The 17,801-nt window shown below is 37.6% G+C and carries 10 protein-coding genes; 9 read left to right on the top strand and 1 reads right to left on the bottom strand.

Going from position 1 to position 17,801, the window contains the following annotated elements:
- The first annotated feature begins 68 nt into the window (after positions 1-68).
- A complete protein-coding gene (locus tag FNN09_RS08075; protein WP_143301307.1) occupies positions 69-2,837 on the top strand; it encodes a sugar-binding domain-containing protein in 2,769 nt (922 codons plus the stop codon).
- Positions 2,838-2,929: 92 nt separating this feature from the next.
- On the top strand, positions 2,930-4,264 hold the full coding sequence (locus tag FNN09_RS08070) for a sulfatase (RefSeq protein WP_221932455.1): 1,335 nt from the start codon (positions 2,930-2,932) through the stop codon (positions 4,262-4,264).
- 112 nt (positions 4,265-4,376) lie between these two features.
- Here FNN09_RS08070 and FNN09_RS08065 read toward each other — a convergent pair whose 3' ends face one another.
- Positions 4,377-5,258: an AraC family transcriptional regulator gene (locus tag FNN09_RS08065; RefSeq protein WP_143301303.1), complete on the bottom strand. Its 882-nt coding sequence runs from the start codon at positions 5,256-5,258 to the stop codon at positions 4,377-4,379.
- 352 nt (positions 5,259-5,610) lie between these two features.
- On the opposite strand from FNN09_RS08065, the gene FNN09_RS08060 reads away from it, so the two are divergent.
- From FNN09_RS08060 to FNN09_RS08030, 7 genes are all read left to right on the top strand, one after another.
- Positions 5,611-6,771 (top strand): mandelate racemase/muconate lactonizing enzyme family protein, encoded by a 1,161-nt coding sequence (locus tag FNN09_RS08060; RefSeq protein ID WP_143301301.1) that lies wholly within the window; start codon positions 5,611-5,613, stop codon positions 6,769-6,771.
- A 10-nt stretch (positions 6,772-6,781) separates the two neighbouring features.
- On the top strand, positions 6,782-7,567 hold the full coding sequence (locus FNN09_RS08055) for an SDR family NAD(P)-dependent oxidoreductase (RefSeq protein ID WP_143301299.1): 786 nt from the start codon (positions 6,782-6,784) through the stop codon (positions 7,565-7,567).
- Positions 7,567-8,451 carry an SMP-30/gluconolactonase/LRE family protein gene (locus tag FNN09_RS08050; RefSeq protein WP_221932454.1) on the top strand — a complete coding sequence of 295 codons (885 nt, stop codon included), beginning with the start codon at positions 7,567-7,569 and terminating at the stop codon, positions 8,449-8,451. The genes FNN09_RS08055 and FNN09_RS08050 overlap by 1 nt, the downstream gene beginning before the upstream one ends.
- A gap of 576 nt (positions 8,452-9,027) precedes the next feature.
- A complete protein-coding gene (locus tag FNN09_RS08045) occupies positions 9,028-10,587 on the top strand; it encodes a discoidin domain-containing protein (protein ID WP_143301295.1) in 1,560 nt (519 codons plus the stop codon).
- 88 nt (positions 10,588-10,675) lie between these two features.
- Positions 10,676-13,330, top strand: coding sequence for a sulfatase-like hydrolase/transferase (locus tag FNN09_RS08040; RefSeq protein ID WP_143301293.1), 2,655 nt, complete (start codon positions 10,676-10,678; stop codon positions 13,328-13,330).
- Positions 13,331-13,341: 11 nt separating this feature from the next.
- Positions 13,342-14,835, top strand: coding sequence for an SGNH/GDSL hydrolase family protein (locus FNN09_RS08035; RefSeq protein ID WP_143301291.1), 1,494 nt, complete (start codon positions 13,342-13,344; stop codon positions 14,833-14,835).
- 96 nt (positions 14,836-14,931) lie between these two features.
- Positions 14,932-17,799 carry a sugar-binding domain-containing protein gene (locus tag FNN09_RS08030; protein ID WP_143301289.1) on the top strand — a complete coding sequence of 956 codons (2,868 nt, stop codon included), beginning with the start codon at positions 14,932-14,934 and terminating at the stop codon, positions 17,797-17,799.
- Positions 17,800-17,801 lie beyond the last annotated feature (2 nt).

Below are 17,801 nucleotides of genomic sequence, written 5' to 3'. Positions count from 1 at the left end.
GTGCCTACGTTTAAAACCTCGTTTAAGGAGGCGAATTAAATAGTTCAGTATCAAAAAGCAGAATAATCATGAAAAAGGTTTCTTTAAAATATTTTCTCGGACTGTCGTTAAGTGTACTTATTGGCTGTTCATACAATAGCACGAATTCTATAGATTTAGAAGGAGAATGGATTGTTAAGCTGGATTCATTGGATGTAGGTGAAAATGAAAAGTGGTTTGAAAATGAATTGTCAGACGAACTGACCATCCATTTACCATCAACGCTTGATAAAGCTGGAATTGGAGAAGAAGTGGTGCTTGAGCCTAAACTCAACCGTGAAACTCTTTTTCAGTTAACCAGAAAACGAAGTTATATTGGACCAGCATGGTATCAGCGGGAAATTGATGTCCCTGCTGCATGGGAAAATAAAGATATTGTGCTTGAGATGGAGAGAGTAATTTGGAAATCGCAAGTTTGGATTGATGGAGAATATAAAGGTTCAGATAATAGTTTGGTTACTTCCCACAAATTAAAATTGGGCAAATTATCAAAAGGCAAGCACCTGATAACGATTTGTATTGATAACCGACAACAATATGATTTATGTGATACAACGCGTAATTTAGTTATAGCACATGCATATACTGAGACTACTCAGACTATATGGAATGGAATTCTTGGAGATTTTAAACTTCGCGTTGTACCTGACTTTAGTATTGAGAACCTGCAGGTTTATCCTGATGTTGCTGAAAATAGTATTAAAATTGAAGCTCAGGGAAGCGGAAACAGTAAAGAGAATATTCAGTTTATTGTTAGAAATGAAGCCGGGATAGTCCTTGCAGAAAAAACCATTTCTGCAGATAAAACAATCAGACTTGAGATTAAAGATGATTTTGAGAAATGGAGCGAGCATAATCCAAAATTATATTCTTTACAGGTAACCAATAGTTTGGGAGAAACCTTAAAAGAAGTGCCGTTTGGTTTGCGCAAAATAGAAGCAGAAAATAATAACCTTTTTATAAATGGGAAGCGTTTATTTCTAAGGGGAACGCTTGAATGTAGTATCTTCCCTAGAGATGGACATCCTCCCTTGGATGATGCTGGTTGGGAAAAAGTTTTTAAAGCTGCAAAAGAATACGGATTGAATCATTTACGTTTTCACTCCTGGTGTCCACCTAAAGCCGCTTTTAGGGTTGCCGATAAAATGGGTTTTTACCTACAGGTCGAACTGCCTAACTGGTCGTTGCGCTATGGAGAAGATAAGGATATGGTTAGGTGGATGGAAAAAGAAGGTTGGCGAATGATTAAGGAATACGGGAATCACCCTTCATTTTGTTTTATGTCGATGGGGAACGAACTGGAGGGAGATTATGATTTGCTCTCATCATTTATGGAAGAGTTAAAAGAAGCAGATGCCAGACATTTATATACTGTTACTTCATTTACGTTCCAAAAACCGCAAGATGCAGAGCCTCAAGCTGCAAATGATTTTTGGATTACTCAGTGGACTAAGGAAGGATGGGTAAGAGGACAAGGTGTTTTTGATACCTATTCACCCTCATTCGATAAAGATTTTCGTTCAAGCATTGAATTTATTGACATTCCTTTGATTACGCATGAAATAGGTCAGTATTCGGTATTTCCAAATCCCGAGGAAATAAAAAAATACGATGGTGTGCTTGCTCCATTAAATTTTGAAGCGATAAAAACAGATTTAGAAAAAAAAGGAAGGCTTGATAAAGCGGGTGATTACCAAATGGCATCAGGGCATTTTGCTAAGATTCTTTACAAGGAGGAAATAGAACGTGCTTTTAAAACTCCTGGGATCAGTGGGTTTCAGCTACTAGATTTACATGATTTCCCCGGACAGGGTACAGCATTAGTGGGTATGCTTGATGCTTTTTGGGATTCCAAAGGAATAATCACAGGAGCTGAGTTTAGGGAATTTTGCAGTGAATTTGTTCCTCTTTTAAAATTTGAAAAGGCAACCTATTCCTGTCATGAAATTTTCACTGCTAAAGCAGAAGTGTCAAACTACTGGAAGGATCTTGGGCAATCTGTATTTGAGTGGCAGATTTCCATGAATAATCAGAATTTAAATGCCGGGGAACTTCTAATTGATAAAATCCCTTATGGAAGTTATGCAGAAATCGGAACTTTTGACTTTGAACTCAAAGAGATAAAAGAGCCTGTGAAGCTTGATGTTACATTAAGACTCAAGGGTACTGAGTATACGAATACATGGCCAATATGGGTTTATCCACAAATTGAACGAAATGAAGCTGGTAAGGTTTTGGTAACCTCTGATTGGCAAAAAGCCGAGGAGGCACTTAGTAATGGAGAAAAGGTTTTATTGACACCAAAGATAAATGAACTCAAAGGTATTGAAGGAAAATTTGTTCCAGTATTCTGGAGTCCTGTTCATTTTCCTAATCAACCAGGAACAATGGGATTACTAATTAATAACAAGCATCAGGCTTTTGCTAGTTTTCCAACAGAATTTCATTCAAATTGGCAATGGTGGGATTTGTGTAAGCAATCCAAATCGCTTGAGATGGAAAAAATAGAGGCGGAAAGAATAGTAACTGTTATCGATAATTTTGCTAAAAACCGTGATTTATCGAATTTGTTTGAAGCAAGAGTTGGCAAAGGTTTATTAGTATTCAGCGCTATGGATTTACACTCTAAGATTAATGACCGAATCGTAGCAAAAACCTTACGACAAAGTATAATGAATTATATGGAATCTACAGAATTTAGTCCTTCCAACGAATTGACTTTCGAACAAATCAAAAGCAGTTTTCAACTGGATCCAAATGCCCAAAAACTAGAAAAGAAAAGTATATATGACAATTAGGTTTTGAAAGGAGACAGGTTTTGAATTAAAGTTCAAAACTTATGGATTTGGTAAATGGGAAACTGGTTTTAGATTTTATAAGTAAAAGTAAAATGAATATAAGAAATATAGTTTGTGTAATTATGATATTTGCTTGGATGAATCTGCATGGTTCATCCAAGCCTAATATCATATGGATAATGGCAGAAGATATAAGCACCGAACTTTCGTGCTATGGCCATTCGGCAGTAAAAACGCCCGTGCTTGATCACCTATCCTCATTAGGAACCAAATATACTAATGCTTTTACAACAGCCCCTTCATGTACTCCTTCACGAAATGCTATGCTAACAGGAGTTTACCAAACAAGTACTGATACGCAGGATCAACGACGAGGAGGAGTTACCTTGCCCGGTGGAATAGTTGCTTTTACTGAATTACTCAGAGAAGCCGGCTACTATACTGCATTAGGCTGTGGATATCACGATAAGACCGATCATAATTTTATAGCTGAGAAGTATTATAATGAAGACAAGAAGCACACTAGCTATCTTTTCGATGGTAATGATTGGAAATATAGGGCTGAAGGTCAACCGTTCTTTGCTCAGATTACGCTTCCGATTACGCATAGGTGGTATAGCAGCGAATGGCCAAAGCTAAGGGAGCTATCAGAAAATCCTGTTGATACTGCAGAGATAGAACTTCCTCCATATTTTCCGAGACATGATATTACACTAAATGATTGGGCTTTATATCTGGGTGCCATTGAAAAGATGGATTCCCAGGTTGGAGAAATACTCATGCGTCTTGAAGAGGAAGGAATTACAGATAATACGATCGTAATTTTTATCGGGGATAATGGGCGTTGTCATTTACGCGGAAAATGTTGGTTATACGATGCAGGTATCAACATCCCTTTAATAATAAAATGGCCTGAAGAAGAAGGAAATATTGAAACTGATAAATTGGTAAGTATGCTTGATGTTACTGCAACGATATTAGATGTTTCCGGAGCCGAACTTCCAGATTATCTTGATGGGCGCTCTCTTCTTGATTCAAGTGCGCCCGAAAGAGAGTATGTTTTTGCAGCACGCGATGTAATTGGTAATGTGGAGGATCACATCCGATGTGTAAGAACCAAACAGTTCAAATATATTAGGAACTATGTTCCTGAAATAGGTTACCAGGAATGTCAATATGTTCTTGATAACCGACCAATGTTGCCCATAATTGAAGACTTAGGAACGCAGAATAAACTTAATAACCATCAGAAACTAATTCTTGCAAAACCCAAGCCGTTTGAGGAATTGTATCAGATTCATACAGATCCAAACGAACTAAATAACCTGGCGACTAAACCCGAGTATCAGGAAACATTAAAAAAGTTAAGTCGGGTAATGGACAATTGGATTGAAGAGACTCGTGATAAGGGAATGGTTAATTTTTGATGTTGATGCGTTTTGGAAATTAACTAGTCAGCAGTAAAACAATGTAAGCATGAATGTTAAAACTCCTGATAGTGGTAGTGAGTTGATTTAAAGCGTTTAAAATCAGTTGTTTTTAATCTTCATCCAAAACAAGAAGAAGACTTTTAAATTTCTTTCGATATTCTCTAGGAGTAACTTTTAATTTCTCCTTGAACTTGCGATTAAAAAAGGTAGTGTTGTTATAGCCACTTTGAATAGCAATCTGGTCAACGTTCAAGTCAGATTCTATCAATAATTTACAGCTATACCCAATCTTTAAATCGTTAATAAAGGTGAATACTGTTTTTCTCGTTTTATTTCGGAAATAGGTACAAAAGGCTTGCGGTGTCATATGTACTTTTTCAGCGAGAGTTTCAAGCTTTATTTTTTCCTTAAAATGTTTTGCAATATAATTATGAACTACGGTAAGTCGGTCGCTCTGATGCGCTGTAACAACCTGATTGTATTCACTACTGCTAAGAAATTCGATTTCCTTATGTTGACTCAGCAGTGACAATAATTTGAATACTGCAATTATTCGTTCTGTAGACGTCGTATTATTGATTTCTGTTAAATGCCCTTCTATATCATTAAAATGAATAAATCTTATTCCTCGGCTGGATAGCATGAATAAATTTTTAAGATTATCCATCATTGGAAGCTCAAAAAAATTGTTATTGATGAATTTGGGTTGAAAGTGAATAACAGTTGAGGCAGCATTGTTAGAATTACTTTCTTTTGAAGAATCATTATTTATCCAAACATGAGGTAGTTTACTACCCAATAATACCAAGTCTCCTTTTTGATATGGATTAATACTATCACCGATGTATCTAATCCCAGAGCTTTTGCGGATATAGACAAGCTCATATTCGTCATGATAATGCCAATGAGGATAAAAATGTTCGCTTTCATCATACCTGATGGTCACTGAATTATCAAATTGGGTGGTCGCTTTTGTGTAAAAAGGCTTCATTGATTATCAACTTATATTATTAAAGAATAATAATAAAGTACAAATATACATTAAAATAGTGTTTATAATAACGCATTGCTCCGTATATATTTGCATTATGAATTCCTGATTAAGACTTAGTTGTGATAATCCTGCGAAATAAATTATTCGCTTCTAAATTATTCGAAAATGCGTATTGTTATAGAAGTAAGATAATAAGGTCGCCAACAAGTTCTACCAAAAGAGATTAATAAATAATAAAGAAATTAAACATGAAACGACCTTGTAGATTCAATCATTAAAGTAACACACAGGGCAATGATTGAAACTATTTGGGAGTTCCATCTGACCATTGAAAAATAAATTTAAACAGATGAAAATAACAGATGTAAAAGTTTGGTTAGTTGAAGGAATAAAATATAACTGGACCATGCTAAAGATATATACCGATGAAGGTTATACTGGTGTAGGAGAAGCTACAAACTGGCCAGGAAGTCCAATGATTGAGGCGGCTACCAGGCATGCCGGAGAACGAATTATTGGGATGAATCCGATGCAAATTGATTATATATGGACAAAACTTTATCGTGATCTAAATTGGGTTGGGCCATTTGGAGCAAGTATGTGTGCCATTAGTGGGATAGATATGGCACTTCTCGATTTGAAAGGAAAAATACTTGGTGTGCCAGTTTATGACTTACTGGGAGGCTCTTTTCGAAAGGAAATTCCATTGTATGCTAACTACTGGTTTTTAAATGGGGATTTCAACGAAGCAGACTATGCTGCTCAGGCCAGAAAAGTAGTGGAGAAAGGGTTTACAGGTTTAAAATTTGACCCTTTTGCTCATACCAACTATTTTTATGGTAACGACCTCTCTTCTAACTTGGCTCTGACACCATCGCAAATGGATCATTCTTATGCAATTGCTAAATCAGTAAGGCAGGCCGTTGGTAGTGATGTCGATATTATGATAGAGACACATGCAATGCTTAACGCCAAAACTGCCATTACGATGGGTAATCGTTTAGCAGACTTAAATATTACTTGGTTTGAGGAACCACTAGGGCCTGAAAATCCTGATATGCTAAAAGCTTTCCGTGATCGATTAAATCCGGAAGTGTCTATTTGCGTTGGTGAAAGGCACTATACCAGGTATGGAATACAGAGATTGTTAGAGTTAGGTGTATGTGATATTATGATGCCTGATATTACGCGCTGTGGTGGACCATCGGAAATGAAGAGGATGGCAACTATGATGGAGACATATAATGTCATGTTGGCTCCTCATAATCCCAACGGTCCTTTATCCACTATTGCCAGTGCTCATGTTTGTGCTTCTGTACCAAATTTCTTTCGTCAAGAGTTTATGGTTACTGATGTGCCCTGGAGAGATACAATAATAGATGAACCATTAGCCATAAAAAATGGTAAATTTATCATTTCAGATAAACCAGGATTGGGAGTTGATCTTTTAGAGGATGAAATGGAAAAGCACCCAGGCCTTATTACAGCAAAAGAAGGGTTTTACGTTTAATTAATTAGATATGATACCAATAGACTTAGAAGGTAAAGTTGCAATTGTAACAGGTTCAACTCAGGGAATTGGACTGGGGATTTCTAAGATGCTTGCCAAAGCTGGATGTCATATTGCAGGATGCGGATTATGTTTTGAAGATTCAAGTAAGGTGGCCAATTTCAATGAGGCCATTCATATGGCTGGTAAAAGGGCTTTTTATCAAACTGTTGATGTCAAAATTAAGACAGAACTTGATCAATTTGTTGAGAATGTAGTAAAGGAATTTGGACAAATTGATATGCTAGTCTCAAATGCAGGTAAAAATATGTTTGTTGCGCCGGAAAACTGTGAAGAATCTTTTTGGGATGAGAATGAAAGCCTCAATCTTAAGTCACATTGGCTTATATCGAAGGCTTGTTATCCTTACTTAAAGAAGCAACAAGGTACAATTGTACTTATGTCCTCCAACCATGCTTATACAACCTTGCCCAATTGCTTTCCTTACAATGTTACAAAGGCTGGAATAACGGGTATGGTTAATGCCTTAGCTGTTCAGTGGGGATCTAATGTAAGGGTTGTAGGTTTGGCTCCTGGCTTTATTGAAACTGAGGGAGGAGATGAATGGTTTAATTCTTTTCCTAATCCAGAGGAAAAAAGAAAAGAAGTTTTGAGTATTCATCCTACAAAGAAATTAGGTACACCCGAAGAGATTGGAGCTTTCTGTACATTTTTGTGTAGTGATTTTGCAGGATTTATTACTGGAGTTACTTACCTGATGGATGGTGGTCGTTCCGCATTAATGCAGGATATATAATGAATGCAGAATTATTTATACCAGACAAGAATATTCTTGGTGAGGGGCCACTTTGGGATGCCCACCGGAAAGAACTGTTATGGGTTGATATTGAACGTCAGTTATTGTGTTTTTGTAAGGTTGTATCCGGTGATATCGAAACAATTCGATTTGATAGTAAAATTAGTTCGGTGGTTCCTGTAAAGGACACGAATGACTATTTACTAGCTCTTCAGTATGGATTGAAATTTTATAACAGAACGACAGGTAAAACCACTCCAATTGCTCATCCTGAATCCGATATTCAGAATAATCGTTTTAACGATGGTAAATGCGATCCAAACGGCAGGTATTGGGTTGGTACGATGGATTTAAATGCCGAAAGTGAAAAGGGAAGTTTATACTGTTTTGACGAACAGCAACAGCTTACTAAAAAGCTGAGTCGATTGACAATTTCAAACGGGCTTGCCTGGGATTTAGATAAAAAATCCTTTTACTTCATTGATACGGTTACATATAAGGTTGTCAGATATCTGTATAATGAAAATACAGGTGATATTTCTAATCAGCAGACTGTCGTTAACGTACCCAAAAACCATGGTGCTCCTGATGGAATGTGTATTGATTCTGAAGGGATGTTATGGATTGCACATTGGGGGGGAGCTAATGTTTCAAGGTGGAATCCGATGAATGGTAAGTTAATTCAAAAGGTTGAGGTTCCATCATTGAATGTCACCAGTTGTTGCTTTGGTGATACAGACCTAAAAACCTTGTATATTACTTCTGCAAGAATTGGTTTAAATGAACCACAACTGAAGAAATACCCTCTTAGCGGCTCAATATTTAAGATTAGGACTGATGTAAAAGGTGTCAGTACTGATTTTTACAAACTCGACTTAAAATAGAGCCTTACTCTTTATAGCTAAGTTATAGCAATTGTTATTCAGATTGAGCTTTAAGCGAAATTTGAATGTACAATAGCTTGTCCCGTAATAAACGGTATTAAACGTGTTGAAAAAGAGTGTTTATAAGCCTGAATGTATCAATGCTTTTCAGGTTTTTTTATGTGTTTATATTTTGTTTTTTATTGCCACTACTTGTCCCGATTTACCGGGATGGAACTCGCCAAAATTAATCATCATCCTGTGTGAGAAGGAATCCTCATGGCTCGTTTCATGTCCTAATTTTTTTCTCGTGCTCATATGGGGCAATAGAATAATCCAAACAATAACATTATAGTCCATTTAAATTAATGTTACAGCAAGGTATTTTTACCTTACTGTAAAATGCCAAAAAAACAATGGTTATAATAGAATACTCTATTTGTGTCAGTGCATGTTGCTAAGCTATGCTTTGTATGGAGTATTTAGCCTTTAGAACCGTATACTTAATTGCCACATTGAGCGAAGTTCGGCCGTAAAACAAAAAGAACAGAAGATTAAAAGTTAGTGGTGCATCATAAGAAATTAAAAAACTAAATAATGAGATTATTATTCTTGACAACATTTTTTTTCTTAATCGTGGCATTGTCACATGCCCAAATGGTAGATAGCGAAACACCAGAAAATGTGCAGCCTGCTAATGATAAAATTGGAGGAGAGTGGGAATTAAACTTTAGCGATGAATTTAATGGTAGTGTAGTCAACACCCTTAAGTGGAATATTGATAATAGTACCAAATCACGAGCTGCACGACCTAATATAGGTATTTATGACTGGCGCTGGAAGCCTGAAAATGTGTCGGTCGAAAACGGAAATCTCATTTTAAAAGTTTATAAAACGAATGGCAGCTCAATGACCAATGGTTCCATACAAAGCCATAAAAAGTATACAACGCAATATGGTTATTTTGAGGCACGCATTAAAGTAGGGGATGCTACAAAAGGCACGCATACTGCTTTTTGGCTTCAAGGACCGAACATGAGTAATGTTGATGGCACAGCAAACGATGGTGCTGAGATTGATATTTTTGAAACAGCCTGGACCGGTGATTATACCAAATCCGTTGTTCATATCGATGGCTACGGTGCGGACCATCAGGCAAGTACTAAAAAATATGACACACCGGGCATACATGACGGGTTTCATACCTGGGGCTTTCACTGGACAGAATACTTTATGGATATTTATTACGATGGCGTTTTTAAAGTTCGGTATTCAGACCCTAAATGGGTAGTGCATAGCCCTGAATTTTTATGGCTCTCAAATGGTGCTAGTTTTGGTTTAACAGGCGACCAGTATTTTAAAGATTTGCCAACAGGCTTTTTAACGCAAACAGAAGTGGATTACATCCGTGTTTGGAAAAATGTAACGCCGGCAGATGATACCCTTTTAAGTAAAGATGATTGGGAGCTAATATCTACAAACACCGAAGATACATACGGTGACCATTTAGCAAGCTATGCTTTTGATGGTAATCCATTTACTTTCTGGCATTCTGAATGGAAAGATAATCACCCACCACATCCTCATGAGATTCAAATAGACTTAGGTAAAACAGCCAACTGTACAGGTTTTAGTTATTTACCTCGGCAAGATCATAATCCGAATGGGAATGTAGCAGATTATCAGTTGTTTGCTTCAAAGGATGTAGATAATTGGGGAGATCCCCTTCTTTCAGGAACTTTTGGCGCAGAAAGCAATAAAAAGACAGTTGAATTTCCTAACACGATTTTTTGCAGATACATCAAGTTTGTTGCTTTATCTGAAGTCAACAATAACGCACTCACCAATGCAGCCGAAATTGATATAATAGGTGAATATGCAGAAGAACAGGTAGGAATATTTGATGAGCTTAAAATGGTTGATATTTCAGCTTATCCCAATCCATTTAGAGATCATATAAACCTTGAGTGGGAGCAGGCCAATGAATTCAGTTTCTGTCATATTTATTCGATGGATGGACGCTTAATTAGGGAGCAGAAAATAGAGCGCGGAAATAATAAATTATTACTAGATGGCGCCATGCTAAAACGTGGCAACTATGTTGTTGAATTAATTGGTGATGAAGTGAGAGCTGTTAAATTACTGAGTAAATTTTAATAATTATGGTGTGTACCTAATGCTTATTTAACTATCAATTAAAAAGTACAAAACTCTTGTTGAAAAGGGTGTAAAAAGAATATCCAATATGAGAAAATCGAAGTTATTGAAATTTAATTTATTGATGCTGTTTTGTGTGATAGCATCGCAGGGAATGAATGCCCAAGGGGATGATTTGCCTAATATTTTATGGTTGGTTATTGAAGATACTTCGCCACAAAATATAGGTTGTTATGGGAATGAAGCTGTGAATACACCAAATATTGACCAGCTGGCAGCCGAAGGCGTTCGTTTTGCAAATGCATACAGTACAGGCACAAGCTGTGCCCCAAGCAGGAGTACTATCATAACCGGGGTTCGAACTTATAAGATGGGAACGGGGAATCAGCGCACAACGTATCCTATCCCTGATATGATAAAGGGCTTTCCTTATTATCTAAAACAGGCCGGTTACTATACCAGTAATAATTCAAAAACAGACTATAATACGTCAAATGCGTCAAGCATCATCCAAAATTCATGGGATGAAAGTTCAAATTCCGCTGGTTGGTGGAACCGCCAGGCAGGGCAGCCATTTTTCTCTGTGTTTAATTATGCCGGTTCTCATCAGTCGCGCACAATGACAGATTCGTATGTTGATTACGTTAAAAATGTACTAGACGTGCTGCCCGATCATCTTGAAGTAGGAGAAAATGATTTTGACATGCCACCATACCTGGCCGACACACCGGAGATGCGTAAAGAGTATGCTCGAATGTACAATGGTATTTCATTAACCGATTATAATATTGGAAAACGCCTACAAGCATTAGAGGATGCTGGTTTGAAAGACAATACCATTATCTTCTTTTATGCCGATCATGGGCAAGGAATGCCCCGGCAAAAAACAAATGGTATTGGGCAGGGATATAAAGTTCCTTTTGTCGTTTGGTTTCCTGAAATGTACAAGCATTTATCGCCCTTTGGAACTGGAGGAGTCGTTACTTCAGAGCAGATTAACTTTGCTGATTTGGCGGCTACTATACTAAGTCTGGCAGGTATTGAGTCTCCAGACTATTTTGATGGTCGCGCCTTTTTGGGAACCCACCGAGAGGCTGCTCCTGATTATATGTTTGTGTCGAACGACCGTGTGGATAACGGGGTTAATGTTAACCGAGCCGTAATTAAGGAGAATCTGATATATGTCCGCAATTTCACACCATTTCAGCCAGAGCAACGCTATATCAACTATTTTATCAAGGGCGAGATATGTAAGTTAATGTACGAAGATTTTACTGCAGGTAAGTTGCCAGCGCAACAGTCGTTTGTGTTTGAGAAAAGAACACCTGAAGCCTTTTATAACCTGAGTGATGATATGTGGGAAATGAATAACCTCATTGATGATCCAGCTTATGCTAATGAAATTGCACAAATGCGTTTAGTTCTTGAGCAAAATATTATTCAATCGAAAGATATAATGTTGGCTACAGAATATGATTATAAGAGGTTACCAGGTGGAACAACACCATACGAGTACCGTAATACAGCGGCTTATAATATGAATGAAATCTGGCAGGCAGCTTCTTTATCAGGTTTTACAGGGAGTGATGTTAAGCAACAACAAATACAATTTCTAGACCATCAAAATGACTTGGTTCGCTATTGGGCTGCAGTTGGTCTGTTGTCACAAACCGGCTTGTCATCTGCTGATTTAGAAGTGATGGCCACACATTTAGCTGATAATTATGAGCCGGCAAAAATTTACCTGGCCGCAGCCATTTATGAAAACAATAAAAACGAAACGGCTAAATTAATCCTGGAAAATAGTAGTCTTTCGACAGATCCAGATTTATCCTTAATGGCTATAGAACTTATTCAAAACATGGAAAGTTTTAAAGACTTTGGCGACCATGTTCAAAAAGTACATAATGAAACGAGTGGAGTAAGCAGTCTTTGGGCAACCTGGGCAAGTGCTGATGTTTTAATGTACCGTTTAAAAGCAGCAAATTTTGCTTTTAATTATGGGACATCAACTATTGCAGAACAGGTAATAACTGATTTTGAAACACCAATTAATGTTGTTCCGGCTTCAGGTGCTGCCTTTAGTGTTGTGCAGAATACAGAGAAGACAGCCATCAATCAAACCAATAAATGCGGACAATTAAAGCGCACAAGTACTAATTGGTGGGAATTAATTGATATCCCATGTAATTTTTCTATCCCTGCTGATGAAGTTGCGTATTTGCATGTTTTGGTCAACTACCCGGCGCAACCAGATGTTGTAGTTAGGCTAAATAGTATGGGCAATGAGATGAACCTTCGTACAATTCACGAATATGATGCTTTGGGCGAGTGGCAAGACCTGGTATTTATTCTTCCCGGTGGCAGTAGTGGTCTTAATGTAACAAACGTAAGGTATATGGATGATTGTGGTTTTCAAAACTCACCTTCAGGATTTGTTCTTGATAACCTGAGCAAATTTGGCTTTATAGATGAAATCATTGTCAATAATAGTTCTGCACGAAGAACCATTTCTACTTCAACAAAAACACCAGAGATGAAGAGGGATTATAGTCTAATCGCTCGCGATCAATTTATTGCTTTTCAATCTAATACAGGTCAAACCATACAATTTGAGGTGTATGACCTTTCAGGGAAAATACTTTTCTCTGCCAATAAATCCATTCATAATTTCCGAGTTCCTAGATCAGGCGTATACATTGTTAGGATTGGGAATGCTATTGAAAAGATATTTGTACAGTAAATAACTCAGACATGAAAAAGAAAAATATCGTAATAACAGTTTTCGTATATACCCTTTTACTTTTTACATCAATCAATGCTTTGGCACAAGCCGATGAATCTTACTTAAGGAATATACGAGATGAGTTTAAAATAAAATGGCCTAATAACAGAACCATCAACTTGGTTTTTCACGGACATTCAGTGCCAACTGGTTACTACACCGCTGGAAATGTTTACAAGCTGGGGGCTTATCCGCATTATACACTCGAACAGATTAAAGGTAAATATCCTTATGCAGTAGTCAATTCAATTACCACGTCTATTGGCGGTGAGCAGGCCGAGAGAGGTGAAACGCGCTTTGCCAATGAGGTGCTTACCATGCGACCCGATGTTCTGTTCATTGATTATGCCTTAAACGACCGTGGTATTGGACTTGATAGAGCAAAAACGGCCTGGCAGAAAATGATTGATGCCGCATTAGCACATACATTTACTGACAGAGATGGAAATGTACATGGGGTCAAGGTGTTTTTATTAACGCCCACACCTGATACAAATGAGGATATACTATCAGATGAAACGCCATTGGCACAACACGCCGCGCAGATAAGACAACTAGCAATCGACAACAATGTAGGTCTAATCGACAGCTATGCAATTTTTAAGGAACTTGTAGAAAATGGCGAATCACTATCTCCTTATATGGCTCAGAATAACCATGTCAACGCAACAGGGCATCACCTAGTCGCTAATAAAATAGCTGAGCTGTTTCTTATGAATGATGAAATTGTTTCATCACTTACCCCACAGACGATAACAGATTTTGAAACACCCATAAGTGTCACTACAGCTGGAGGTGCAGCCTTTGAAGTCGTGGAGAATCCTCTTAAATCAGGGATTAATCAAACGGATAATTGCGGACAAATTAAGAGAACTTCAACACTTTGGTGGGAGCTTCTTGATATTCCATGTGATTTTTCCATTCCCTCTAATGAAGTCGCTTACCTTCATGTTATGGCAAAATATCCGGCAAAGCCCGATGTTGTTGTCAGACCAAACCAAATGGGAAATGAAATAAACCTCCGACCAACCCAGGAATACACAGAAATAGGTGAGTGGCAAGACTTGGTTTTCGTAATCGAAGGTGGTAGTTTGGGATTAGCAGTTAACAACATTCGTTTTATAAGCGATAATTCACCAACAGGCGACTTTGTATTGGATAACGTCGATAAATTTGGCTTCATCGATGAAATTATAGTAAATAACAATCCAGAACCCAGAACAACAGTGGCAACAACTACAGCCGAAATAGACGTAAAAAAAAAGTATTTGATTACAACAAATAATTCTGGAACTATAAAATTTGAACCATTAAGTGATGAAATGAGTAGGGTAGTGCTTTATGACATTAATGGCAAAGTTCTATATTCTGATAATAGCAATGGTTTTTCCTATCAAGTGCCAAGGGCTGGTATCTACATTGTTAAAGTTGATAATAGTACTGAGAAGGTTATCGTTATGTGATGTTTAATAACGATTTGATTGGTTTCGGAAATAAGTTGCAGTAATGTGATTGAATTTTAGATTAAACTCACAGATTCAATTCTAATAGTTAAAGGTATGACTATCAATAATTTTAAAGGTAATATCGTTTTTTTCTTTATAGCTTGTTGTATATCCTTATTATTTAGTTGTTCTCCCAAAGAAGTCAATGAAATTGACCTATCGGGTCAATGGACTTTTCAAATGGATAGCTTGGATAGGGGAATAAACGAACAGTGGTTTCAAAGGCAGTTAACAGACCTCATTAATCTGCCAGGATCCATGCCCGAACAGAATAAAGGTTATCCCGTAGGGTATGAAACACAATTTACAGGTAATACCTGGAAACAATACCCCGAAGGTAAGTCATGGTCTGATGATGAAAACTACAAACCCTATTTGAGTGATGATAAATTCAGATATCCTTTTTGGTTAATTTCCGATTATCACTATGTGGGCAGAGCGTGGTATCAAAAAGAAATTATGGTGCCTGAAGACTGGCAAGGGAAAATTATTGAACTGTATCTTGAGCGTCCTCATTGGGAAACTACTGTATGGGTTAATGGTCAAAATGTCGGGCTTCAAAATGCTTTGGGTATGGCACATCGCTATGCCATCGGCAAGTTTATTCAAGCTGGGCTCAATCAAATTACTATTAGCGTTGATAATCGCGTAAAAGATATTAATGTTGGTATCGATGCCCACAGTATATCAGATAATACGCAGAGTAACTGGAATGGCATTGTTGGCGATATCAAATTAGTTAAAAGAGATGAAATCTTTGTTTCGAATGTGCAGATATATCCTAATGTAGAAAATAAAACGGCACGGTTGAAGATTGTTGTGAAGAATACTAGTGGTCAATTGCAGTCAGGCCAGCTATCAGTTGAAGCTAAAACGATTGGTGCAAGTAAGTATCACAAGGTCAAATCCATGGCTACTTCATTTAAATTAGAGGCGAAGGTAGATACGCTTGAGCTTATCTACAATATGGGAGACGATATGTTGTTATGGGATGAATTTAATCCCAATGTATATCAATTATCTGTGCAATTGGATACCGACATGGCGAGTGATAAATGGGAAGGAAACTTTGGGATGCGAGAGTTTAAAAACGTAGGCAAAGGTCTTCAGAATAATGGCAGACCCGTTTATTTACGAGGTACTTTAGATTGTGCGGTATTTCCTAAAACTGGCTATCCTCCAACATCGCTTGAACAATGGGAGCGAATTATCAAGACTTGTAAAGCACATGGTCTTAACCACATTCGCTTTCACTCATGGTGCCCTCCCAAAGCGGCTTTTGAGGCGGCTGATAAACTGGGTTTTTATTATCAGGTTGAGGCTTCTGCCTGGGCAACAAATTTGGGCGATAGTACGGCTTTGGATCAATGGATTTACGATGAAAGTGAACGAATGGTAGCAGAATATGGGAATCATCCCTCATTTTGTCTGATGCCATACGGTAATGAACCACATGGTAAAAATCATAGAGCTTATTTAGTTGACTTTGTAAGGTACTGGAAAGCAAAAGATGATAAACGTAGAATTTATACAACAGGGGCAGGTTGGCCCCTTATCCCAGAAAATGACTTCCATAATACCCATCAGGGAACCCGTATTCAAGGGTGGAATCAAAACCTGAAGAGTGTTATCAATAAAGAAGCACCGCGGAGTGATTATGATTTTGAAAAAACCGTTGCGAAACTAAAATCTCCAATGATCGCCCATGAAACAGGACAGTGGTGTGTTTATCCTAACTTTAAAGAAATGGAGAAATACGACGGTGTTTTAAAGCCCACAAATTTCGAGATTTTCCAAAAAAGTATAGAAGCACATGGAATGTTGCACTTGGCTGATGATTTTGTGAAAGCTTCAGGTATGTTGCAAACACTTTGTTATAAGGCCGATATTGAAGCAGCATTACGAACTAAAGGTTTTAGTGGTTTTCAGTTATTGGATTTAAGTGATTTCACCGGTCAGGGTACTGCTTTGGTTGGAATATTAGACGCTTTTTACGAAGAGAAAGGCTATGTAACACCTAAGGAGTTTAAACAGTTTTGTGATGTAACGGTACCTCTTGCGCGTTTCAAGAAAATGATTTTCACAAGTGACGAAAAAGTTGCTTGCGATGTGGAAATTGCGCATTATGGTCCACAGGAGTTAAAACAAGTAATACCTATTTGGAGAATTGTTGATGCCAATGGTACTTTAGTTAAAGATGGAACTTTAAAAAAGACAGATATTAGTTGGGGGCATAACATTCAACTTGGATCAATTAGCGAGTTGATTGAAATAACAGAGGCTTCGAAGTTTCAATTACAAGTTGATGTGGAAGGCTTCATCAATACCTGGGACTTTTGGGTTTATCCATCTGAGTTACCGAAAGTAGAAAGCGATGCATTGGTTGTGTCAAGCTTCAATGAAGCCGCAATTGCCACTCTGGAAAATGGAGGAAGTGTATTATTAACAGTTGAAAAAGGCAGTATAACAGTTGAAAAAGGCGGCGATGTGGCTGTCGGTTTTTCAAGTATGTTTTGGAATACAGCCTGGACCAATGGTCAAAAACCGCACACCTTAGGCATTTTATGTGATCCTACTCATCCAGCCTTGGCTGAGTTTCCCACGGAGTATCACTCCAATTGGCAGTGGTGGGATGCGACTAGCCATTCCAATGCAATCAATATTGAAGGATTTGAAAATACACCACAGCCCATTGTTCGCATTATTGATGACTGGGTGACTAATCGTAACCTGGCCTTGGTTTTTGAAGCTAAAGTTGGTAAAGGTAAGCTTGTAATGGCTGGTGTTGATCTTCAATCAGCATTAGATAAAAGACCAGAAGCCCGCCAAATGTTGTATAGCCTTCAAAAATATATGGCAGAAGATTCTTTTAATCCGCAGACAAAAATATCAGTGGAGGAAATAAGGCAATTGTTTAACTAATA

This window comes from Carboxylicivirga sp. M1479 (assembly GCF_007097485.1).
Classification (GTDB): Bacteria; Bacteroidota; Bacteroidia; order Bacteroidales; family Marinilabiliaceae; genus Carboxylicivirga.
The sequence above is the reverse complement of the archived record's forward strand: the minus strand, read 5'-3'. Positions and strand labels throughout refer to the sequence as shown.